Annotated in this window: 18 protein-coding genes and 3 pseudogenes; 14 read left to right on the top strand and 7 right to left on the bottom strand. The window is 69.3% G+C overall.

All coding sequences use genetic code 11. The features are described 5' to 3' along the window. From ABZT12_RS29635 to ABZT12_RS29620, 4 genes are all read left to right on the top strand, one after another. The coding region (locus ABZT12_RS29635; protein WP_356390149.1) for a hypothetical protein at positions 1–315 on the top strand (315 nt) is incomplete at its 5' end. A 401-nt stretch (positions 316–716) separates the two neighbouring features. Next, on the top strand, positions 717–1,904 hold the full coding sequence (locus ABZT12_RS29630; protein ID WP_356390147.1) for a cytochrome P450: 1,188 nt from the start codon (positions 717–719) through the stop codon (positions 1,902–1,904). Between the two features lie 103 nt (positions 1,905–2,007). Then, complete coding sequence (locus ABZT12_RS29625; RefSeq protein ID WP_356049532.1) at positions 2,008–2,154, top strand: hypothetical protein; 147 nt, start codon at positions 2,008–2,010, stop codon at positions 2,152–2,154. After that, on the top strand, positions 2,148–3,215 hold the full coding sequence (locus ABZT12_RS29620; protein ID WP_356390145.1) for a polyprenyl synthetase family protein: 1,068 nt from the start codon (positions 2,148–2,150) through the stop codon (positions 3,213–3,215). Before ABZT12_RS29625 ends, ABZT12_RS29620 begins: the two co-directional genes overlap by 7 nt. A gap of 554 nt (positions 3,216–3,769) precedes the next feature. Here the strand turns inward: ABZT12_RS29620 and ABZT12_RS29615 are convergent. Beyond that, complete coding sequence (locus ABZT12_RS29615) at positions 3,770–4,462, bottom strand: response regulator transcription factor (RefSeq protein ID WP_356390143.1); 693 nt, start codon at positions 4,460–4,462, stop codon at positions 3,770–3,772. 13 nt (positions 4,463–4,475) lie between these two features. Further along, positions 4,476–5,708 carry a histidine kinase gene (locus ABZT12_RS29610; protein ID WP_356390141.1) on the bottom strand — a complete coding sequence of 411 codons (1,233 nt, stop codon included), beginning with the start codon at positions 5,706–5,708 and terminating at the stop codon, positions 4,476–4,478. A gap of 119 nt (positions 5,709–5,827) precedes the next feature. Here ABZT12_RS29610 and ABZT12_RS29605 point away from each other — a divergent pair, with 119 nt between their 5' ends. The 5 genes from ABZT12_RS29605 (at position 5,828) to ABZT12_RS29585 (ending at position 11,376) form a co-directional block, all read left to right on the top strand. Further along, positions 5,828–6,589 carry an ABC transporter ATP-binding protein gene (locus ABZT12_RS29605; RefSeq protein WP_356390139.1) on the top strand — a complete coding sequence of 254 codons (762 nt, stop codon included), beginning with the start codon at positions 5,828–5,830 and terminating at the stop codon, positions 6,587–6,589. Beyond that, positions 6,586–8,589 (top strand): ABC transporter permease, encoded by a 2,004-nt coding sequence (locus ABZT12_RS29600; protein ID WP_356390137.1) that lies wholly within the window; start codon positions 6,586–6,588, stop codon positions 8,587–8,589. Before ABZT12_RS29605 ends, ABZT12_RS29600 begins: the two co-directional genes overlap by 4 nt. 87 nt (positions 8,590–8,676) lie before the next feature. After that, positions 8,677–10,125: a DMT family transporter gene (locus tag ABZT12_RS29595; RefSeq protein ID WP_356390135.1), complete on the top strand. Its 1,449-nt coding sequence runs from the start codon at positions 8,677–8,679 to the stop codon at positions 10,123–10,125. 286 nt (positions 10,126–10,411) lie between these two features. Next, on the top strand, positions 10,412–11,068 hold the full coding sequence (locus ABZT12_RS29590; protein ID WP_356390133.1) for an NlpC/P60 family protein: 657 nt from the start codon (positions 10,412–10,414) through the stop codon (positions 11,066–11,068). Beyond that, the gene (locus tag ABZT12_RS29585; protein WP_356390129.1) at positions 10,981–11,376 is read left to right on the top strand and encodes a DUF4913 domain-containing protein; all 396 of its coding nucleotides are present in this window, start codon (positions 10,981–10,983) and stop codon (positions 11,374–11,376) included. The genes ABZT12_RS29590 and ABZT12_RS29585 overlap by 88 nt, the downstream gene beginning before the upstream one ends. Before the next feature lie 335 nt (positions 11,377–11,711). On the opposite strand, the gene ABZT12_RS29580 is transcribed toward ABZT12_RS29585, so the two are convergent. The 4 genes from ABZT12_RS29580 to ABZT12_RS29565 all read right to left on the bottom strand — a co-directional run bounded on the left by ABZT12_RS29580 (position 11,712) and on the right by ABZT12_RS29565 (position 16,822). Then, positions 11,712–13,742, bottom strand: coding sequence for a S8 family serine peptidase (locus tag ABZT12_RS29580; RefSeq protein ID WP_356390127.1), 2,031 nt, complete (start codon positions 13,740–13,742; stop codon positions 11,712–11,714). A gap of 715 nt (positions 13,743–14,457) precedes the next feature. After that, positions 14,458–15,471, bottom strand: a complete 1,014-nt coding sequence (locus ABZT12_RS29575) for an ABC transporter (RefSeq protein WP_356390125.1) — start codon at positions 15,469–15,471, stop codon at positions 14,458–14,460. Then, positions 15,468–16,409 carry an ABC transporter ATP-binding protein gene (locus ABZT12_RS29570; protein WP_356390123.1) on the bottom strand — a complete coding sequence of 314 codons (942 nt, stop codon included), beginning with the start codon at positions 16,407–16,409 and terminating at the stop codon, positions 15,468–15,470. Before ABZT12_RS29570 ends, ABZT12_RS29575 begins: the two co-directional genes overlap by 4 nt. Next, positions 16,409–16,822: a GntR family transcriptional regulator gene (locus tag ABZT12_RS29565; RefSeq protein ID WP_356390121.1), complete on the bottom strand. Its 414-nt coding sequence runs from the start codon at positions 16,820–16,822 to the stop codon at positions 16,409–16,411. The genes ABZT12_RS29570 and ABZT12_RS29565 overlap by 1 nt, the downstream gene beginning before the upstream one ends. A gap of 502 nt (positions 16,823–17,324) precedes the next feature. Here ABZT12_RS29565 and ABZT12_RS29560 point away from each other — a divergent pair. Continuing rightward, a pseudogene (locus ABZT12_RS29560) lies at positions 17,325–17,456 on the top strand (IS256 family transposase); the annotation flags it as partial. 60 nt (positions 17,457–17,516) lie between these two features. On the opposite strand, the pseudogene ABZT12_RS29555 reads toward ABZT12_RS29560, so the two are convergent. Continuing rightward, positions 17,517–18,329: pseudogene (locus tag ABZT12_RS29555) on the bottom strand (IS701 family transposase); the annotation flags it as partial. Positions 18,330–19,127: 798 nt separating this feature from the next. On the opposite strand from ABZT12_RS29555, the gene ABZT12_RS29550 reads away from it, so the two are divergent. From ABZT12_RS29550 to ABZT12_RS29535, 4 genes and pseudogenes are all read left to right on the top strand, one after another. Then, complete coding sequence (locus ABZT12_RS29550; protein WP_356390119.1) at positions 19,128–19,700, top strand: SigE family RNA polymerase sigma factor; 573 nt, start codon at positions 19,128–19,130, stop codon at positions 19,698–19,700. A 4-nt stretch (positions 19,701–19,704) separates the two neighbouring features. After that, a complete protein-coding gene (locus ABZT12_RS29545) occupies positions 19,705–20,142 on the top strand; it encodes a PASTA domain-containing protein (RefSeq protein WP_356390117.1) in 438 nt (145 codons plus the stop codon). 126 nt (positions 20,143–20,268) lie between these two features. Beyond that, positions 20,269–20,454 carry a hypothetical protein gene (locus ABZT12_RS29540; RefSeq protein WP_356390115.1) on the top strand — a complete coding sequence of 62 codons (186 nt, stop codon included), beginning with the start codon at positions 20,269–20,271 and terminating at the stop codon, positions 20,452–20,454. Between the two features lie 123 nt (positions 20,455–20,577). Then, positions 20,578–21,111, top strand: a pseudogene (locus tag ABZT12_RS29535) (transposase family protein); the annotation flags it as partial. Between the last annotated feature and the right edge of the window lie 512 nt (positions 21,112–21,623).

Below are 21,623 nucleotides of genomic sequence, written 5' to 3'. Positions count from 1 at the left end.
GTGAGACGGAAGCGGGAGAAGAAGAGGCGACCTCCCTTCGGCATGCCGAAGGGCATCGTCCTGCTCGCGACGCCGGAGGGCTGGCGCCACAGTGTTCTCACCGTGGACGGCGGGATCCACTGCGGGCGCCTCACCGACGTTCCGGTCAACGCCGGCCCAGCCGAGGCACGGGCCGCCGCTGCGGCCATGGTGGTGGGAGTCGCGCACGACTTCCACGAAGCGCGCGTCGACGTGACCTGGGATCCGCCCCGGGAGCCCGGGTCCTGGACCGCCCAGGTCGGCGTCGCCGCGTCCCCGCCGAACGCCTTTGGTTAAACGACAAGCTGAGGTGGAAACACAGGCGAGCCCCGCCATCGGGTTCGGAGGAGTGGTAGCCCAAGGCCCCGGCCATCGACGCATGCTTCCAGTTCAGTCGCTGCCGCAGCAGCGGAGCCCCACCCACGGAGTGAGTAGGTGCGGCAGCCGCCGCCCCGATGCCCTCGACAACACCACCCCGTTGCCCGGGTGACGACCGTGCCGACTCGTCCCAGGGTCCACAGGTCGGCCTCGAAACCATGAACCGTGATCATTCACAGCCCAAGATCCACTTTCGACACACGGCCGCCCCAGCGGCTTCTGGTGGGGTCAGTGGCTGGGTTGAAGTGGGATGGGAGGGGGAGCTGGCTTCTCGCCTTCGGTCAGGAGAGAGGAACCTCGTTCGACTAGGGTCTGGTCGTATGTTGATCAGTGAGGCGGCGCGCTTCCTGGCCTCGTCCGAGGGGCGCCGAAATCCGTATCCCGCCTACGCCGCTCTGCGTGCCCACGGGCCGGTGGTGCGGTTGGGTGCAAACTTCTACGCGGCGACTGGTTACGACGCGATCAACGCGTTGTTGCGTGACCCTCGCTTACGGGTCATGGGGTGGCCGGAGGGCCCGGCCAGCCGCCTGATCGCGGATTCGCTGTTGAAGGCGAACGGCGCTGAACACATCCGTGTGCGCAGGCTGACGGCGGTGGCGTTCTCGCCGGGCCGGGTGGAGGCACTGCGCGAGGCGATCACCGTGGAGGCCACCAAACTCGCGGCGTACCTGGCCTGTCTGGGCGGCTCCGGAGAGGTCGTGGACTTCATGGACGAGTTCGCCTACCCGCTGCCGATCCGAGTCATCTGCGCGCTGCTCGGTCTGCCGGCCGCCGAGCAGCAGTGGTTGCGGGAGCGGGCACACGAACTGACGGAAGTTCTGGAGCCCCGGCCGCCCGGCGAGCACACCGCCGCCGCAGACCGGGCTGCCATCGAACTTGAGTCTTACTTCAACGATCTGGTCCGCAGGCGCCGTGGCATGCGCGGTGACGACCTGACCGGCGCGTTGATCGCGACGCACGACGCGGGAGGTGGCCTGTCGACCCGCGAGCTGAGCTCCAACCTGGTCTCCCTGCTGTTGGCCGGTTTCGAGACCACCGCCAACCTCATCGGCAACGGCATGGGCGTCCTGCTGGACCATCGTGGTCTCGCCTCCAGGCTCGCGGCGGATTCCGGCCTCGCCGACGCCTACGTCGAAGAGCTGCTGCGTCTGGAGTCGCCGCTGCAGCTCACCAGCCGTTGGGCTACGGAGGAGGTGGACATCGAGGGGGCTGACCGGATCGAGGCGAACAGCCATGTCATGGTGTTCCTCGGGGCAGGCAACCGCGACCCCGGCCGTTTTCCCGACCCCGACCGCTTCGACCCGTTCCGCCGGTCCGTCCAGCCACTCTCCTTCGGTGCGGGTGCGCACTACTGCCTCGGTGCCGCGCTGGCGAGGCTGGAGGCCCGCGTCGCGTTTCCCCTGTTGCTGGCCCGCTTCCCCGCTATGGTGCGCGGGGGCGAGGCGGTCCGACGGGACCGCAGCACCTTCCGCGGATATGCGAACTTGCCTATTTTTACTGGAAGTTGACATCGGCCTGTCCTTGTCAGCTCCGCTCGCCCACTGCAAGAATCGGCAGGCCCCACCCGTACCACCCGTCACCTGAGTGACGGAGGGATCGAAAGGAAACGACATGCCCGCGACCGCCGAACTCCTCGCCGACATCGAGCGGACCGAGTACCTTCTCGAGGGCCACGAACCCGTTTCGGCCCACGCGCCCGTCGCCCCGTGCGCCACCGTCACCGATGACGAGGCGACCGCGATCTTCTACGTGTGCTGACGCCGCCGGTACCTGTGCTGACGTGGCGGACGGCCGACGGTGACTCCTCGGCGGCCATTCCACCGGCCGTGTGGCTAGAGCGGGTCGAGGCCGAGGCCCGCGCAGGTGTGGAAGCCGCCTGCCAGGAGAACCCGGGCCTGCTCCCCTCCGGGCTGTCTGGTCTGCTCGACCGCTATCCCGGTAGCGTCCCGGCGCGGCTCTTCGGCATCTTGGTGGCAGGTGCCCTCGGCGGGCAGCCCGAGGACGCCATGCCGGTGGTAGCTGTCTCCCGGCTCTGGTGGGCGGGAGCGCAGGCGCTGGATGATCTCGCCGATTCCCCTGGTGTGTCCGCCCCTCTCACCCCCCACCAGCTATCCACCGCCGAGAACGCCCCCTCCCCCGCCCAGGACGCCGCTCGCCTGGTACTACTGGCAATGGCGTGCGGCACCCTCGTGCCGTTCGCGATCATTGACCGGCGGCAACTTCCACCGGAAATCACCGGATTCTGGCGACGCACCCTCCTCCGCACGTCCCTTCGGGCCACCGCGGGGCAGCTCGCCGACCTTGCCTCCTTCGACGGCCCGTTCACTTGGGCGCAGGCGATCAAGACCTACCGGGGGAAGACCGGCGCTCCCTACGGACGCGACGCCGTCATGGCGGCCCGACTATCGACCGCCGACCCGATGTCCCTGCGTGCCTGGCACGCGTTCGGCGAACTCTTCGGCCTCCTGCGCCAAGTCGCCAACGACGCCGCGCACAGGGGTTCCGGCCGCGACGAGGACCTCTCCAACGGGACCGTCACCCTGTTGCTCGCCCACGCCCTGGAGAAGGCCGAACCCGGGGCGCGCCGGCATCTGCTGTGGCTGCACACCCATGCCCGACACGACCCCGAAGCGCGAACCGAACTGTCGGCGGCCCTGCGCCAGCCAGGTATCGAAGCCGACTACGCCGACCGCGTCGGCGTCCTGCGGCAGCAGGCGTGCGCGCTCCTAGACCGGCTGGCTCCGGCTTCCAGCCACCGCGACCTGCTCCACCACCTGATGCACGGATCGGAACGGTCCGCGGTCGGATCCATGACGTAGCCCCGGGCAGAGTATCGAGGACGGTGACTGACACGGCACCGGATACAGCGGCGTACCGTCGGCTTCCGACGCTCGGTGGGCCTGTCCGGTCGGGTGTTTCGGCCCCGGTCCTGTCCCGCCAGCGCGCTTGGTGTACTGAGGTTGTGGACGCGGCTGGCGGGTGGTTGGCCCTTGACGCGTCCCGCTTGAACTCCTCGGTGTACCGCTTCGTGTACTTGCTTCCCACCTGATGCTACTTCCTCTGGAACCTCAAGATCCCAGTCTCCAGGTGTTCACGATCAAGGGGAAGCTCCAGTTCATGGTTCCCGCGCATGGACGGACGGGCCGCCGCCCGGGCCCGCGGGCATACGGGTGGTCAAAAGCCGAGGCTCGACCTGCGGCAGGTGCAGCCAGGGCATGCATGAGGAGAAGGGCCCGGACGGGCGTTGGGCAGATACCGCTGCCCAGATCGCCGCGGAGTTCGGCCCTGATGCTTCATCACGGAGGCTCAAGCTCACCAACAAGTCGCTCAATGAGCGGAGTGCCGCGCGGGACGGCGCTACACGGCGACGGGTTCAGCGGTCACCGACCACGCCGCAGCGCCATGCCCAAGCTGCTATCTCCACGCGGTTGCGCAACCCCAATTTAGCCTGGATGTTGGCCAAATGGGACTTCACCGTTGACAGCGAGACGCAGAGTGCGGCGCAGATCTCCTGGTTGGTCCTCCCGTCGGCGACCAGCCGGGCCACATCCAGCTCTCGTTCCGTCAGCGGACCAGAGGACACCTCGCTGCTGGAAGCGGGCCGCTGTTCACCGATCCGCTTCAGGAGCCGTACGGTCACGGAGGGGGAGATCAGCGCGTCGCCGCGCGCCGCCGCGCGTACCGCCTCCACCAGCAGTCCGGGGCCAGCGTCCTTCAGCAGGAACCCGCAGGCACCGTTACTCAAGGCCCCGTAGACGTAGTCGTCCTGGTCGAAGGTGGTCACGACCACCACGCGCAGCGGATCGACGGCTTTGGGGCCCGCGAGCAGCCGGGTCACTTCCAGCCCGTCGAGTTTCGGCATCCGAATGTCGACCAGGCACACGTCGGGCCGCAGCTTCCTGGCCAACTCCACACACTGCGCGCCGTCGGCCGCCTCGCCCACGACCTCGATACCGGGCTGTGCCTGGAGGATCAACCGGAAACCGGTGCGCACCATTTCCTGGTCGTCGGCGATCAGGACCCGCACCACCGACCAGCTGCCGTTCACTCCACTGGCGTTGGTCATGCGAATGATCCTTTCACAGCCCCCGTACCGGGAACTCCGCCGTCAACCTCCAACCACCGTCCCCAGTCTGGCTCGCGTGGAGCGTGCCTCCGACGGCCTCGGCGCGTTCGGTCAGCCCGATGAGGCCGAGGCTGCCGCGCCCGCCGAGGGGTTCGGCGTTCGGCGCCACCGGCTGAGGCGGTGGTGCGTTGTGCACCTCGACCCGAAGCCGCCGGACGGCCACGCTGTCGGCCTCACCACCGTCGTCGTCCGACAGGGCGACCCGTACGCAGACGGACGGTGACCCCGGCGCGTGGCGGCGTACGTTCGTCAGCGCCTCGCGCACGACGTTCCGAACGGAGGTCTCCACCTCGGGGGCCGGCCGCGCCTGTCGGGCCTCGGCCGCGACCTGGAGGGTGGCGGGGGCGTCGCGTTCGGAGAACGTGGCGACCAGTTCGCCCAGTTCGGCGTACAGCTCCCCCGGGCGCACCGCCCGTGCGGTGTCGTCGCGCAGCACGCGCACCAGCTTGCGCATCGACTGCAGGGTCTCGCCCCCGGCCTGCTCGATACCGCGCAGCAGCGGGTCCACCTGCTCGGGCGCGATCTCACGGATCGCCTGGGCCGCCTGGGCCTGGACGACGATGCCCGTGACGTGGTGGGCGACAAAGTCGTGCAGTTCGCGAGCGAGTTCGAGACGCTCATTGCGGCGTGTGTCGGCGACGGCGCGGCTTCTGCGGTCGTCGAGGCTGCGGAGGTAGGAGCCGATGCCCACGGCGCCGCCCGTGAAGAAGATCAGGAGGAAGGAGAAGTAGACGTTTCCGCTGTTGTGCATCCGCATCGGTGCCGAGATCACGGCGGAGGCGAGTGCGGTGCCCAGCGTGGCGGTCAGCCAGGGCTGCGGTGTGTCCCTCATGGTGCGCACCAGCAGGAGCAGCAGGCACAGCGTCTCCAGCAGGCCCCAGTCGGCGATCAGCCACGGCTTCACGGACGTGAAGAAGGCGAGCGTCACCGTCCAGGAGACGAGCACCGCCCCACCCGCGCCCCAGGCCGGCGCGAGACGTCTGCCGGGCAGCAGCACGACGGCCGCCACGAGGCCCGGGACCAGCCTGAACCATGCGCTGTCGCCTTCGAGTCCGGCGTCGGACGCGACACCGGTCACGTCGACCGCCCACAACAGCGCCATGACCACCCCCAGTGCAGTGAGGGCGGTGCGGTGGGGCGGCGGGGAGTTCCGGGTGTGATCGTCTGTGTCTCTCGCGTCTCGCACATCCCGCAGCGTAGGCGCGGCCCCCGCCGTGCGGCCTCGGCCGAAAGGACGACGCGGCGGCTCCCAACCGGTCGGCCGGCTGAGGCGAAGGGACGTCGCAGAGGCGGATGTTGGAGCACATGACACACAACACCTCCTGGCCGCCAACCGTGTTGAGCGGCATCGGACTGTCCAAGTCCTTCGGATCCACCCACGCGCTCGACGGCGTGGACATCGCCGTGCAGGCGGGCGAGTCGCTGGCCGTCATGGGCCCCTCCGGGTCCGGCAAGTCGACCTTGCTGCACTGCCTCGCGAACATCGAGCGCCCGGACAGCGGCCAGGTGCTGCTGAACGGCGAGCGCATCGACCAGTTGCGCGAGCCGCACCGCAGCGAACTGCGCCGTACCCGCTTCGGGTTCGTCTTCCAGTTCGGGCAGTTGCTGCCCGAACTGCCTGCCGTGGAGAACGTGGCGCTCCCGCTGATGCTCGGCGGTACCTCGCGCCGCGAGGCGGAGCGGCGCGCGCGGCAGTGGTTCGCGCCGCTGGGGCTGGAGGGCAAGGAGGACAGCCGTCCCGGCCAGCTGTCCGGCGGGCAGGCACAACGGGTGGCGCTCGCACGGGCGTTGGTCGCGGGCGCCCAGGTCGTCTTCGCCGACGAGCCGACGGGCGCGCTCGACCAGGCCACCGGGCAGGACGTGATCCGGATGCTGACGGAGATCACCAGGCGGCAGAACACGGCGTTGGTCGTGGTCACCCACGACCGGTCGGTGGCCCGCTGGTGCGACCGTACGGTGCAGGTGCGGGACGGGCGGATCGTACGGGAGCCGGAGCCGGAGCTGGCCTGGACCGGGGCAACCGGAGCAACCGGCGTGACCGGCGTGACCGGCGGAGTTGTGCGATGAGGACTGCGAGGACCCTGGACCGCACCACCTGGACCCTGACCTGGCGACTGCTGCGCGGCGGCGGCAGGCACGGCCGTCTCGGCGCCGGACTATCCGTGGCCGCCGCGGCGATCTGCACCACGCTGCTGCTCCTGTGCGTCGGCGCCAACCTCGGCTTCGGCTCACGCGCCGCGCACGCCGACTGGCGTACCCCCGTCAAGGCCGGGCTCTCGCGCGCGGTGGCAGTCGAGGCGGTGGGCACCACCTTCATCGGCGGTGAGCCAGTGACCGTCGTCGATGTCGCGGCGTTGCCGGGCCGGAGCGGCGAGGCACCCGCGCCTCCCGGTATGCCGCACTTCCCGAAGCCGGGCGAGGTGTGGACGTCGCCCGCGCTCGGCAGGCTGCCCGGCAGCAGGAACACCACCGGCACGCTCGGCCGCGCCGCGCTGGTCAGACCCGGCGAGAAGGTGGCCGTCGTCGGGCACCGCGCCGACGCCCCGGCGATGACGGTCAAGCGAGGCACCGACCCGCGCCGTCCAGGGGACATTGTCACGCCCACGCCCGTCGCGGACTTCGCGGGCAAGCGCACGGCGGACGGCCTCAGCACGCAGTACCAGGCGCTGGTGAAGATCGCCACGGTACTACTGATCGTGCCGCTGCTCATGCTCGGCGCCTCCTCGGCCCGGCTGTCCGTGTCACGTCGCGACACACGACTGGCGAGCCTGCGGCTGCTGGGCGCGGTGCCCGGCCGGATCGCGGGGATCGCGGCGGCCGAGGCGACGCTCACCGGCACGGCGGGCGCCGTCGCAGGTGCGCTGGGCTATGCGCTCCTGCTGCCCCTCGCGGCCAAGGTCCCTCTGGCAGGCGGCAGTTGGTACGTCTCCGACCTCTGGGTCGGTACGGGAGTCCTGCTCGCCGTACTCGCCGGTGTGGTGCTGATGGTGGCGGTCAGCGCGCTGACGGGACTGCGGCAGGTGGTCGTGGGCCCGCTCGGCGTCGTACGCCGCTCGCGCACTCCCCGTCTGAAGGCTGTACGCGCCCTGCTGTTCGTGGCCGTGCTGGTCGGCTACGAACAGCTCTCCAAGGGCAGGCCGATGGACATCGACGCGGTGGTGTACTGCTGCGCCGCCGTCTTCGCTGCGCTGTCCGTCATCGGCCCCTGGGTGGTCGGCGTACTCGGCGCTGTCGTAGCCCGGTCGGCGCGGCGACCGGCGACCCTCCTGGCGGGGCGTCGGCTGCTCGAGGACCCTAAGTCCGTGTGGCGCGCGGTGTCGGCGCTGACGCTGGCGGCCTTCGTGGCCGGTTTCTTTGCGCTGTTCAGCCTGGGCGGCGACGCACCGTGGGGCAGAGCGGATCAACTCGCGCTGTCCGTACGGAAAGAGCGCGTCGCCACCGTACGACGGGAGGCCACCGCGCGCCTGGAACGCGCAGGCATCCACGCCACCGTCGGCGCGAACGACGACTGGGTCGCCACCGGCACCGGCGAAGACGGCGAACGCCAGGTCACCGCGACTGTCGCGGACCCGGGCCGCCTCGACGCGGCACGCGGTGCGCTCACCGGCCTCGTACCCAGCCAGTACCCCCTCACGGGCCCGGACGTCGACTGGCAGTCGCGCCAGTTCAACCGAGACTTCCACCTCGTGACGCTGGCCGTGCTCAGCGCGAGCTTCGCCATCGCCATCGCCGCTACGGGCATCACGGCCGCCTCCTCCGTCCTGGACCGCCGCCGCACCTACGGCCTGCTCCATCTGGCGGGCACCCCGCTGCGGATCCTCGACGCGGCCAGGCGTACGGAGTCGGTCCTGCCCGCCGCCGTGCTCGCGGGCGGCGCGGTGCTCACGGGGCTGTTCTGCGCGGCGCCACTGACACTCGCCGGGGGCGCCCCACACCTGGACGGCAGTAGCGCCCTGCTTCTCGCCGGTTGCCTGGCGCTGGGCTTCGCAGGTCTGACCAGCGCGAGTGCGGCGAGCCGCCCGCTGCTGCGCACGGTCGCGGGAGAAGCGGGCCCGCGCCCGGACTAGCCGGAACTGTGCCGCCGGCCTCGACCTTGCTGACCGGTTTTGACGGTCACCCATGAACTCCTTGTCGCAAGAAAGTTCCCCCACGCCATGCGCACCAAGCTTGATGCCATCTCCATCACCGCCGTGCTGGTGACGGTCGGCGCGTTCTCCGCGACCGCGCCGCTCACCGCGTTCGCCACCGGCTCCGCGCTCGCGCTGGCGCTGGGCCGCAACGCCCTTGGGCTCCTGACCCTCGGACCGATTGTCGCGCTGATCCGCCGGCGCGAGTTCAGGAAGGTCTTCCGCGGCGAGCGCTTCCTCGTACGCAAGGAGCAACGACGAGGCGCTCTCCTGGGCGCCCTCGCCGGTACGGCGCTGGCCGCGCATTTCGCCACCTTCATGTCCAGCACCCGGATGACGAGTGTCGCCATGGCGACCGCCCTGGTCGCCACCCAGCCCGTCTGGCAGGCCCTCATCTCGACGCTGCAGGGCCACCGGCTGCCGCGCGCGACCTGGGCCGGCCTCGGCATCTCGGTGGCGGGCGCGGCGATCGCCAGCGGCATGGACGGGCGGGCGGGCACCGAAGCGGTCGTCGGTGACGCGCTCGCCCTCGTGGGCGCGATCGCCCTCGCCGGCTACACGGCGATCAGCGAACAGGCCCGCCCCGATGTCAGCACGATGGTGTACTCGGTGCTGTGCTCCTCGGTGTGCACGGTGGAGCTGCTGATCCTCTGCCTCGTCACCGGAACGCCTCTGTTCGCCTTCAACGGCGGCACCTGGCTCGCCCTGCTGGGTCTGCTGATCTTCCCCCAGCTGCTCGGCCTGTTCTCCCTCAACTTCGTCCTCGGCCGGGCGCCGGCCACGGCGGTGAGCATATTGCTGCTGCTGGAAGCGCCCGTGGCCGCGCTCATCGCGTGGCTGTGGCTCGGCCAGCTGCCCGCCGCGACAGCGTGGCCCGGACTGCTCATGATCACGCTGGGGGTGAGCGCTGTGGTGGTCGCGGACGCGCGCCGCGCGAATCCGGCGACGGAAACGGACACCGTCACGGACATGGACACCGCAGGCGAGGTACGTGGTCTCGTCGCTTTCCCGCAGCATCCGCTCCTCGCCCTGAACCACATACCCGGTGGCGACATCCACGCCTTCCTGTGGAGCGAAGCGCGCAGGGGACGCTTCAGGGCGGTCGAGGCCACCATAAGAAAGCTGGAGAACGAGGCCGTCCGCATGCACGGCGCCAAGTCCGCCGAGGCCACGCACTGGATCGAGGTACGCGCCGTCGTCGCCCGTATCACCGCGGATCACGCTCTGTCCGCCCGACTCTGGCTGACCGCCGCCCGGTTCCACGCCTCTTCGGCGCGCGGGGATCTCCCCAGCACGCGCACCTGCCTCGACCACGCCTACCAGGAGTGGTGCGGCGTGACGGACGAAGATGTCATCGACGAACTCGCCTCGGCTTTACGGGAAATGTTCCGGCAGGACCCGTACTACAGCACGGAAATGCTTGCCGCTTTGGACAAACGCCTGCTGCACAAGCCCGTTCACTCCCCTCAGGAGTGAGCGTCATGGCGCCGCACGAAGCTGTGAGGTCCTCTCTGGCCCGTCAGGCTCAGCAGGCGACGCCGGGAGTGCTGACCGTCACTCGTAAGGACCTGGGCACTGGGACCGACAAAGCCATCGACAGCCTGAAGAATTTGCGGGCGAGCCGCCGCGCCAAGGACTCCGAGCGCCAGTCGGTCGAAATGCACATCGACGACGCCAAAGAGATCGAGTCGCGACTGGAGAAGAAGGAGGTGGAGCGGCTTGCCTCGCTGGACAAGAAGGAGGCCGGCGTGGCCCCGGCGAAATGGGTGGAGACCGGCATCCTCAAGGCCATCGCCTTCGCCACCCGCCAGCTCGGCAAGCCCTACGGCAGGGCGCCGAGGGCCCCGACTCCTTCGACTGCTCCGGCCTCACCTCGCAGGCCTGGCTCGGGGCCGGCCACATCATCCCCCGCACCTCGGAGGAACAGTGGCGCCGCCTGAAGCACGTCCCCGTCGCGGACATGCGCCCCGGCGACCTCATCATCTACTTCGCCGACGCCAGCCACGTCGTCCTCTACATCGGCGACGGCATGATCATCCAGGCCCCGCTCCAGCCGCTGGGTGTACGTCTCTCCGGCCGCCTCGATGGACATCCTCGGGGTGGTACGACCGGACGAGTAAACCCGGCGGGGCGGGTGCCCGTTGTGCTCCGGCTCCACGTGCCGAGCCACCCCGGCCCGCATCCGAACTGCCGAGAACCCCCAGGAGGGCCATGTCGACCATGCCAGCAGAAAAGCCCGCGGCCGCCGCTTCCGGGCAGCGGCACGGAGCCGCGCCAAAAGAGCCTGCCGCCGAGGAGGAGCATTCGTCGGCACCGTTGTTCATCCTCTGTATGGAGGGCCCCGCATACGCGAGCACGTTGCGCCAGCTCACCCTGTGGGCGCACCACGTACTGCTGCCCGTCTACGGCCGGGAAGTGACGTCCGGCGCCCCCTGGTGTCCCCGTTGGTGGGAGCACCGTGAGGCGGTCGCCCAGCTCCACGGCCTGTGGCTCGCCTGGGGCGACCTGACGGGCCCGGGCTCCAGGATGACCGGTCCCGCCAGTTGGCATCGCGACTACCTGTCGTCGGTCATGGACGGCCTGCGGGACGCGCAAGGCCCCTTCGCCGGCTGCAAGACCGACAAGCACCGCCCGAAGCAGACGCCCACGATCGCCGCCATAGACCCGTTCGCCCCGCCTCCCGCGTCCGCGCCCCCGCCACCGGGCCCTCCGCCCGCCCTGGCCTGACGGCAGCCGCACGCCTCCGCCGTCACCGCGTCGCATCCGGTGCGGGCACACAGGACTCGTTCATAACCTCCAACTAGAGTCCCTTGGGTCCCTGAAGGGCATCACCCAACGCCTTGACCTGCACTTTTGTGAGGGACCGAACGGCAGGGACTGAACGTGCACAGGCCCGCCTCGCTAGGTGGGGGGCGAGGCGGGCAGAGCTGCGGGACGGCACCGCTCTGCCCGTTCTTTGAGAGCCCCGGCGATCGCAGGCTTCACCGCCGCCAGGTCAACGCGACCGTCGAGGGCGCTGGCCGGCTGGACGCGGCGCGCGGTAGGTGCAGGGTGTGCGCGCCCTACCTGGTGGTGCGGTAGGCGTCGTAGAAGGTCTGGGTGAGGGTGTTGCCGTCGGCGTCGGTGAGCGTGGCGCGCAGTGAGATCGAGCCGGGCTTGGTGGGGCTGTGCAACTTGAGCCGGTCGCCGTCCAGGGCCCTATTCTTCTTCCAGGTCCTGCCGCCGTCGTAGGAGACGGCGAAGGCGAGTTTTCGCAGCGTGTCGGCCTTGGTGACCGCGCCCTGGAGGCTGAAGGGCACCGTGAGGGGCGTCCTGGCCTTGGCGGTACTGGCCGTTGACAGCTTCGGGGAGAAGCGGACGACCGTCAGCGGAAGCCTCTCGGCGGTGTCACCGGGGATGTGCGCCGAGGCGAAGGTCCAGGTGGCGGTAGTACGGGTGCCGACCGCGAACTGCGCCGGGGAGCGGGAGACATCGACGTTGAGCCGGTAGGTGCGCTTGCCGGCGGGGACAGGGTGAGAGTCGCCGTTCAGCGGTTCGTCGACGGTGAAGATCGTCTCGCCGTCGGCGTGGAGCGAGCTCCGGGCCCTGGTGTGGGTAGAGGTGTCCAGGTTGCCGGCGCCGTCGGAGAACAGCGGCAGGTACGCCGAGAAGGTGTCGCCGCGACGGACGGCGCCGGGCCGGTCGACGCCGTGCGCGAGAGCACCTGATGGGAGGGACGGGCCGAAGACGCCGATGTTGAAGCGCTGCGTGTACTGCCTGCCCGCTTTGTACGCCCTGGGCGCGCTGACCAGGGTCTTCTCCCAGGTCGGGGTGCCCTCCTCGTCGGGGGCGCCGAGCTGGCTCACGTGGTAGAACCACTTGATGCCGTTGGGGAGAACGTAGTCGGTGCCGGTCAGCGGCAGACGGCCCTCCGTCTGGAACGGGTTGTAGTAGCCGCCGGGCATGAGGGGTGCGGCCCAGACGGTCGTGGTTTTGCCCTTGGTGGGTGCCCCGACGACCACATCGACCTTGGTCAGCTGCGAGGGCTTGACGCGCTGCGTGAAGCCGGACAGGTCACCGGTGCGGTTCCAGGCCAGTCGGTAGTTGACGGCCTTGTGGGTCCAGATGCCGTGGTACATGGCGGACGCCTCGGCGGTCGGCACCGGGGTGCCGAGCTGTCCGATGCGCATGGTCCGAAACGAGGGGGCGTTGTAAAGAGAGGTGCACGGCCTGTTGTTGACCTCGACGTGGAAGAAGAACATGGCCCCCGTGGGCCTGGCCGCGCCGTCCGGCACGATGATCTTGACGGGCTTGGTCTTCCGGGCGTCCATGACCAGGGTTGTGTCCTTGGTCAGTGCGAACTTGGGGTGCAGCAGCAGGGACCAGTTGTTGGTGTCGGTGGGGATCACGCCTTCCAGCGTGTAACGCCCCTTTGGCAGGCGGAGGGTGAATACGCCATCGGTCTCGGCGGCGGCGTCCTTCCAGATGCGGTTGTCCAGGCCGTAGATGCTTGTGAAGGCGTCCTTGGCGTTCTGTCCATCGAGACCGAGGTGCTTGATGGACAGGTCGTACGACTCGACCTCGCGGGTGACGCCTATGGAGGTGTGGACGGTGGTGGTGTTGTTGTCGGCGCTGGTGGCGGTCACCGAGCCGCCGAAGCTGCCGTCGGCCGTTCCCATGCGGGTGTTGGCGGTCACGGTGGCGGTCGCCTCGCTGCCCGCTGGGACGGTGAGCTGCTTCGGTGAGACGGTGAACAGGCCCTCGGCGGCGGGCTTTCCGTCGTTGCGGTAGGCCTCGGTGGCCAGGTCGAGGGTGACCGGCGCGGTACCTGTGTTGCGGTACGTGACGTTCTTGGTGACGGGACGGTCGTCGGTGTGGGGGTATGACCGTGTGCCGAAGCCCAGGGAGGCCCGGCTGCTGGTGAGCTGCTGGGTGATCGCCGCGGCGACGTCGACCCGGCCGGTGCCCTGGGTGTACGCGGAGGTGGCAGCGGCCGGTTTCGCGGAGGCGGTGAGGGCGGCCTTGATCTGCTGGCCGGTCCAGTCCGGGTGCTCCTGGGCCAGGATTGCGGCTGCCCCCGCCACATGCGGGGTTGCCATCGAGGTACCGCTCATGGAGACGTAGCCTTCGGCGTCGGGGTCGCCCTGCGCACCCGACGTCGCCGTTGATGCTCGGCAGTTCCCGGCGGACCGTGGCCCCCGAGCTCCGGAACGTGCGCGCCGATACGGACCTACCCTTGTCGTAGGTGACGATCAGCGGTAGGTCGGAGCGGCGGCCGTCGTCGTAGTGCGAGGCGACCAGCCGCGTCACGTCGAACAGCCGTCGGTCGGCCGTCCCGTTCGCGATCAGCGGCTCGGCGTCACGCGGCACGACGTATGCGTGTCCCGCGGCCTGCTGGACGCGGAAGGCCATTCCCTTGCGGCCCTCACCGGCCACCACGCCGGTGACCTTGCCGTCGGTGTTCAAGGTCACCCTGTCGCCGGTCACGAGCGTGACGGTCCTCGCGGGAGCGGGAGCGGGGTTTTCGGCGAGAGCTGCCTGCGCGCCGCCGGACGTGCCCGCCAGCGGCCCTGCGCCGAGCGCCACCGCCAGGGCGGCCGCCGACGAGGCGGTGGTGAATCCTCGTCTCCTGCGTCGGCGGGACTGCCGGTGACGCTGTGTGTGCGCCTGCTTGTACGGCTCAACTCAAGCCTTTCATTATGGTTTGGCTGGTCTGTCCGCTGTTTCGGGGCAGCATCAGGGCGCGGCTGAGCGACGGTTGGCCGCTCGGCCGCGTACCGATGGGAAAAAGGGCGGGTCCGGGTGAGGGTCCGCGGGCCCAGGGGCGGCCTACACGAGGCGCTTACGGCCCCAGAGGATGACGAACGCCGCAATGCCGGCGGTCAGGGCCAGCAGGATCGCGGCGCCGAGCCACTGCATGGAGGACATCTGCGAGATCGGGATGTACTTGATCGCCCAGCCGACGACATGTGCCTTGTCCAGGCACGCGGTGGTGGCTTTCGCCGTCGCCTCGGTGCAGCTGCCCGTGCCGATGAGGTCGCCGGAAGCGGTGAGATAGGACTCGTCCGCGACGTAGGCACCGCTGGGCACGGACGGGAAGGTGCCGTCCCCGACGCCCTTCTCGCTGGTGAGGGTCACGATGTTGCCGAGGGACATCCGGAAGTGCGACCACACCAGCTGCACGATGACGGCGAAGCCCAGGGTGACGACCATGGACAGCAGGGTCCGGCGCAGCAGCATGCCGATCGCCACGCCACCGACGATGGTGAGCAGGGTGAGTGCCACGGGCACGGGTCCGCTGTTGTCGAAACCGTCCGGGCCGGCCCAATCTATGGCGTATAGCGATGACTTGACTGAGGACCACCACCACGTGAACGCGACGGAGACCGCCGTGGTGCACACCACGACCACGAGTGCGGTCACACCGAGCTTGGTGGTGAGCCAGCGGACGCGGCTGGCGGACTGCGCGTTGACGAGCTTGGCGGTGCCGCTCTCCAGGTCGCCGGCGAGCAGGGGCGCGCCGAGGAAGACACCGATCAGGACGGGCAGGAACCCGAGCAGCCGACCAGCCGAGCTGAGCGGACTCCCGTCGAACTTGTCTTCCCAGCCGGACTTCAGGTGGGGATAGCCGTACCCGTCGAGGTAGGTAATCATTTGCTGGCGCTGGTAGACGATCATCGCGACGGTGATGGCGGCGGCGACCAGGAGGGTCCAGTAGGCGGCCCGGTGCTGACGCCAGACCAGCCAGTTCATGCCGGTGAGCCGGAGGCCACGGCCGGCTTCGGTGCGGACGGAGTGGGAGGAGGAGCTGTTCGTACTGCCGGTGCTGGTCATCGTACTCATGCCGCCACCGCCGAGGGGGCGACGTAGGAGCTGGGACCGATCAGCGGCGGGGCTTCGGGTGAGCGCAGATAGGCGAGCAGGAGTTCCTCCAGGGTCGGGGTGCTCGCCTGCCAGGGGCCGGTGACCGGCCCGTCGGGGCGCACCAGCGAGATGAACTGCCGTCCGCTGGTGCGGGTTTCGACCACGGTGTGGTACGCCAGCTCTGGGGGCGTGCGCCCGTCGGAGTAGACCCCGGTCAGCACGGCGTGGGCGGTGCGGAGTTCGTCCACCTCACCGGCCAGGCGCAGCCCGCCGCCTGCGATGACCAGCAGGTAGTCGCAGGTGTTCTCCAGTTCGGCGAGCATGTGGGTGGACATCAGCACGGTGGTGCCGCGCTCGGCGGCCTCGGACAGCAGGGTGCCCATCAGCTCGTGGCGCACCAGCGGGTCGAGGTCCGACATCGGCTCGTCGAGGAGCAGCAGGTCGGGACGCTTGCCGAAGGCGAGGGCGAACGCCACCCGGGTGCGCTGGCCGCCGGAGAGCGTGCCGATCTTCGCCTCGAAGGGCACATTCCCCGACCGGACGATGTCCTCGGCGGCCCGCTGGTCCCAGCCCGGGTTCAGTTCGCGGCCCATGCGCAGGGTCTCGGCGACGGTGAAGCGCCGGAACAGCGGCTTCTCCTGGGCGAGGAACGCCGTACGCCGAGTGGCCTCCGCGGACTCCGGGGCCGCCCCGAACACGCGCAGGGTGCCGGCGGTCGGCTCCAGTAGGTTGGCGGCGATGGCCATCAACGTGGTCTTGCCGGCCCCGTTGGGGCCCACCAGACCGCAGATCCGCCCGGCCGGCAGCCGGAAGGAGCAGTCCCGCAGCGCCCAGCCCCGGCGGTACTTCCTGCCGACGCCGCGGGCTTCTATCGCGGACTCCCCGGCCAAGTAGCCGTGGCCCGCCCCGTGGTTCATCATCCGTGCCCCTTGTTCTCGGCGGCCGCCCCGGTCTCGGCGTACCGCTCCTCCATCACAGACGTGACCAGCGCCGTCACGTCCTCCTGCTCCAGGCCCGCCTCGTGGGCCCGGTCCATCCACGCCTCCAGCTCGCCGCGCAGCGGTGAGTTCGCCCCCGTCTGGGGACGGGCCAGCGACAGGCGGACGAACGTGCCCTGGCCCTGCCGGAGTTCCACCAGGCCCTCACGGTCCAGCTCGCGGTACGCCTTGAGCGTCGTGTTCGGATTGACCGAGGAGGTCGCCGCGACCTCCTTGGCCGTCGGCAACTGGTCCCCGGGCACGAGTACGCCGAGACGCAGTGCCTGCTTGGTCTGCTGAACGATCTGCTGGTAGGCGGCAACCGCACTGCGCCTGTCGATCCGGAATTCCAACGTCCACCACCACCCTTTAGCTAGTGAACTAGTGGACTGATGATGGAGTACGGAGTGCGTACCTGTCAAAGACCTCTGGTCAGCGCGGGTCAAGACCTCTGCGCGCCGAACTCCCAAGGCCCTCCCGTCAGTTCTTGAGTTCCAGTAGGGCTTGGTCAGGTTCGTAGTGGTGTGGGTATGTCGCGGTGGCAGGTGGGGCAGGCGCCGGCCCAGGTGGCGAGGAGTGTCTGCAGTTCGCGGACGATTCGGTAGAGGCTCAGGCCGACGCGGTGTCTTTTGGGTGTCGTGCCAGTCGTTGCAGGGTGCAGAAGGCGTGGGCGGCGGAGACAAGGGTGACGTGGTGGGATCGCGTCCCCTGAAGTGGTGTAGCCGGGCTGCAGTCCGGAATGCGCGGGTCTCTGCCCGGGGCGTGCATCCGCTGACTGCGCATGCCCCCTGAACAAGGGCAGGCCACCGCGCAAGTCTCCCTGGTGAACGGCCAGTTCAACCGGAGGAGCACGCGATGGCCTTGTCCCAGTCTGAGCTGATGCGGCTGCTTGAGTCACTACGCCGGGCGGATGGAGTTGAAGCAATCAGGGTGGTGTGCGAGCGCATCCTGCAGGAGCTCATCGAGGCCGAGGCCACCGAGACGATCGGTGCCGCCCCAGGCGAGCACTCCCAGACGCGCACCACCTGGCGCAACGGACACCGCGAACCGCCCTGCCGCGATGACCAGGTCTTTCACCCTCTGCGCAGGCTCGGGATACTGCATTCTCGGCGGCCGGCCCGTGCCTGCATAAGCGGGCTGGACGGGCCGGGCGTCGGCCGGATGAGCGGTGTGGCGGGAGGAAATGCCCACCGCGTAGGGCAGGTTGCGTTCTTCCAGGCCGTGGCGGAAGGCGGCGGCATCGCCGTAGCCGGCGTCCGCGACGACCAGGGGAATGTCGATGCCCCACGACCGGGTCTCGTCGATCATGTCCAGGGCCAGCTGCCACTTCTCCACATGCCCCACCTGGTCGGGGATGCCGCAGCGGCTGCGGCGGGCGATCTTGTCCGGGTCCGCCTCCGTGGAGGCGGGATCCCAGGACGCGGGCAGGAACAGCCGCCAGTTCACCGCGGCGGAGGCATGATCGCGGGCCAGGTGCAGCGACACCCCGACCTGGCATTTGGTGACCTTGCCCGCGGTGCCGGTGTACTGCCGCGACACACATGCCGAGGCATCCCCGTCCTTCAAAAAGCCGGTGTCATCGACAATCAATGCCTCCGGGCCGATCGCCTCGTGCATCCGCCAGGCCAGCCGGGCCCGCACATGCGCCGGATCCCACGGACTGGAGGTGATGAAGTGCGCCAGCGCCTGACGATTTCCGTCCTCACCGAGACGGGCAGCCATCGGCTCCACCGACTTACGCCGGCCCTCCAGCAGCAGCCCCCGCACATACGCCTGCCCCCACCGCCGCTGATCCGCACGGAAGAATCGGTCGAACAACCCCGCCGCGAACGCCTCCAGGTCATCCCGGACCGAGGCCATCTCCTCAGGTGTCACACCATTCCAACGACGTTCGCAGAGCAGTAGACACGCATGCACAAGTGAAGATGACCAAGCCCTACTAGCGATCGACGGAAGGGCCCTCTGGGCTTCTGGGGTGTGTCAGTGGCGGGGCGGGGTGGCGGCTCCCGACGGCCGGTTACCCTTGTGGTCTCCTCGGAGGGCTACCTCCTGCTGGTCGCCGCCCTGTTTGAGGAGTGCGGCTACCCGGTGTGTGGGTTGAGCTCCCCATCGCGCTGGGGCCCCTGCCCGTCCCGACGGTCACCGCGACCGCCCTGTGACACGCTCGCGCCCGGCTCGGCGTGCGCCCGATGCGGGCCCTGTTCGATCCACTGTACGGGCCGACATCCGCGATCCTCGCCGAACGCCACCATGCTGTCCGACGCCCACTCCCGATGCGTACGTGGCTCCCGGCCCAGTACCTGCCGTGCTGCCTCCGCGACAACGGCAGTGAGGCCGCTTCGTTTGTGCGCGCTGCCGGCCGCAACGCCCTCCGCGTACGGCGCGTCCATGCTCCACTCAGCCAGGCCGCCTCGTGTGGCCCACTGGCCGTACCGCTCGGCACGTCCCGCCAGGCCGTTCCAGTGCGGAATTTTCACAAGATCCCGTTGAGTACTTTGCGGTCGTCCAGCCGTCTCGGACCCCGCAACGACACTGGCAGCAGTGGTCGTTGACGCTGGGCGGTATCGACACTGTGGCCCAGGTCTCAGTGCGGCCGTGCAGCAGATGAGGCGGTGCTCACGTCGAGGAGGGGTGACAGGAAGGGAGGAGCGTATGGAGATGGGCTTTGAGGCTTTCGTCGCTGCGAGGTCGGCCGCGTTGTTCCGCGCCGCCTTCGTCCTGACCGGCAACCGTGAGGCGGCGGAGTACCTGGTCCGGGAGACCCAGGAGCGGGCCTGCCGCAAGTGGCGCACCATCGCCGGGAAGGACGCGCCGGAGGCCTATGCGCGGCGGATCATGGTGAACCTGGCCAACGACCGCTGGCGCGGGTTCCGCTGCCTGGTCACGACCTCCGAAGCCGAAAGCGGTGACAAAGCCGCTCCGGGAGACGAGTTCGGACAGGTGGACACCCGGGACCAGTTGGTGCGCGCTCTGCAGCAACTGCCCATGCGGATGCGCACGATCGTGGTGCTGCGGTACTTCCACGACCTCTCCGACATCGAGATCGCAGCCGACCTGGGCATATCGCCCAGCACGGTGCGCTCTCAGCTCGCTCGCGGGATCGAGAAGCTCAGAGATCAGAGCTCGTACTCTCCACCCCTTCACCACAGCGGCACCAGGAAGGAATCCGATGACCTCGTACGACGACGCGCGGCCTTCCGGCTGCCCATCTTTCGAAGAGGAACTGATTAACGCCATGAACCGATTCGCGAACTCCGCCGAGGCCCCCGACTACGACGCGCCCCAGATCCTGCTCCGCACCCGGCGCAGGCGCACCATCGGCATCGCTGCCGTCGCCGCCGCCCTCATTGCCGCGGGCGGGGGCACGGCCCTGGCCACCTCGTCCGCGGGCAGCGGCAGCTCGACCCCGGCGGCCACCAGCACGTCCGCCAACAGCGACGCCACCACCGTGCTGTACGTCACGCCCGACGGCACGACCATTCCGATCAACTTCGCGAACCTGGACCTGACGTTCGCCAAGCAGACGCTCCTCAAGGCGGAGCTGAAGACCGGTGCCATCACCAAGGCAGTCGTCAAGGGCTGCAAGCCGGGCTCGGTGGTTGGCGTGTCCCCGCACGCCCCGAAGACCGTCAAGAGCGGCGCTACGGTCAACCTGACCCTCTGCGCCGGCTGACCGGGACACTGACACGACGCCCGCCCCTGCGCCAAGCAGGGGCGGGCGTCGTGTCAGCGCCGTCGGCTCAACCGCGGCGGAGGCAGGCAGGCCAACGCCACTCTGCACCGCATCGTGGTCACCCGCATGCGACACGACGAGCGCACTCGCCTCCACCTGGAACGACGCACCGCTGAAGGAAAGGGAAAGCGCGAGGTCATGCGCTGCCTGAAACGCTACGCAGCCCGCGAGGTGTACCAACTGATCCGCGACGACATGATCACGCGCCACCAGCAGCCTGATACTCCAGCGACTCTGATGACCGCAGCTTGACGAGCAGTGAGCTTCTTCGAGCGGGCCACCGATCGGGTGACGGTCCGTGAAGCGCAACGAGCGAGGCCCCCGGGCAGTTGATCGAGATGTCCGACGTCTCAACCACGCTGCTCAGGGGCCTCGTTGGTCATCTATCCTGCCGCACTCGACCTGCCACATGCGCTCGTGGAGTGGGTCACCATGCTCATCGTCACCCGTGAGGGTGACCGCCGCTGCAAGCTCCGTCCGTCCCAGCGCGCGATAGTGGCACTGGTGTACCTGCGCGAGCACACCACCCTGGCGAAGATCGCTGCCGGGTTCGAGATCAGCGAGTCCACCGCCCACGCCTACACCAGCGCAGTCATCGACCTCCTCGCCGACCGTGCACCGGGCCTGCTGAAGGTCCTACGCGAGCAGGACCCGGGCTTCGTCCTGCTGGACGGCACCCTCGCCGAGTGCGACCGGGTCGGCGACGGACGGGCCGACTACTCCCACAAGCACCGCCGGCACGGGGTGAACGTGCACGTAGTCACCCATCCGGACGGCCGGCTGCTGTGGCTCCCGCCCGCGCTGCCGGGCCGCTCCCACGATCTGACCGCCGCCCGCACCCACCGGATCATCCGCATCTGCGCGCGCCAGCGCGTCCCCATCCTGGCCGATCTCGCCTACCAGGGCGCGAGTACTGCGTTTCGAACAGCGGCGCCCGGTCGGCGACTCGCGGATAACTTGAGGGTTCATGGCGGGATCGAGGTGGTCGGCCCTGCCGCCGAGGCGGTATCCGGGCTCCTGGAGGTGTCAGCTCGGCGGCCTGCACGCCGTCGCAGGAACGGCTCGCGAGTAACTGGGTGCTCCTGGAGGTGCCGGCGGATCGGGTGGCGAGGCGGGTGCAGCGGGACTCTGGCGCGGTCAGTGACCTCCAGGTAGGTCACTGACCCTGCGATACGGCCGTCGGTCTTGGCAGGAGGCCCACGTCGAGGTCCACCGTCGCCAGCCCGAGGAGCATCTCATAGTGGTCGGAATGGAAGGCGATGTCCTGCTCGAACCCTATTGAGCGGCAGAGGACTTCGGACCGGTTCTCCGCACGCTACTGCTGGTCAGGTCGCCTCGAAGCTCGTGAGTGCACCCCTGCGGGGCGAAGTATCCCGAAAGCTACCTGCGTCAAGGGTGACAATACGGGAAAGCATGTCGCA

The sequence above is a fragment of the Streptomyces sp. NPDC005423 genome, from assembly GCF_040606415.1.
GTDB lineage: Bacteria > Actinomycetota > Actinomycetes > Streptomycetales > Streptomycetaceae > Streptomyces.
Note: the sequence above shows the minus strand (reverse complement) of the source record. Positions and strands in the feature narration are given on the sequence as shown.

Coding starts and splice junctions, on each gene's coding strand:
- ABZT12_RS29580 (WP_356390127.1), bottom strand. CDS start 13,742: ATGAGCGGTACCTCGATGGCAACCCCGCATGTGGCGGGGGCAGCCGCA.
- ABZT12_RS29575 (WP_356390125.1), bottom strand. CDS start 15,471: ATGAGTACGATGACCAGCACCGGCAGTACGAACAGCTCCTCCTCCCAC.
- ABZT12_RS29550 (WP_356390119.1), top strand. CDS start 19,128: ATGGGCTTTGAGGCTTTCGTCGCTGCGAGGTCGGCCGCGTTGTTCCGC.
- ABZT12_RS29600 (WP_356390137.1), top strand. CDS start 6,586: ATGAGGACTGCGAGGACCCTGGACCGCACCACCTGGACCCTGACCTGG.
- ABZT12_RS29570 (WP_356390123.1), bottom strand. CDS start 16,409: ATGAACCACGGGGCGGGCCACGGCTACTTGGCCGGGGAGTCCGCGATA.
- ABZT12_RS29595 (WP_356390135.1), top strand. CDS start 8,677: ATGCGCACCAAGCTTGATGCCATCTCCATCACCGCCGTGCTGGTGACG.
- ABZT12_RS29545 (WP_356390117.1), top strand. CDS start 19,705: ATGAACCGATTCGCGAACTCCGCCGAGGCCCCCGACTACGACGCGCCC.
- ABZT12_RS29630 (WP_356390147.1), top strand. CDS start 717: ATGTTGATCAGTGAGGCGGCGCGCTTCCTGGCCTCGTCCGAGGGGCGC.
- ABZT12_RS29615 (WP_356390143.1), bottom strand. CDS start 4,462: ATGACCAACGCCAGTGGAGTGAACGGCAGCTGGTCGGTGGTGCGGGTC.
- ABZT12_RS29540 (WP_356390115.1), top strand. CDS start 20,269: ATGCGACACGACGAGCGCACTCGCCTCCACCTGGAACGACGCACCGCT.
- ABZT12_RS29625 (WP_356049532.1), top strand. CDS start 2,008: ATGCCCGCGACCGCCGAACTCCTCGCCGACATCGAGCGGACCGAGTAC.
- ABZT12_RS29585 (WP_356390129.1), top strand. CDS start 10,981: ATGGAGGGCCCCGCATACGCGAGCACGTTGCGCCAGCTCACCCTGTGG.
- ABZT12_RS29590 (WP_356390133.1), top strand. CDS start 10,412: ATGGGTGGAGACCGGCATCCTCAAGGCCATCGCCTTCGCCACCCGCCA.
- ABZT12_RS29605 (WP_356390139.1), top strand. CDS start 5,828: ATGACACACAACACCTCCTGGCCGCCAACCGTGTTGAGCGGCATCGGA.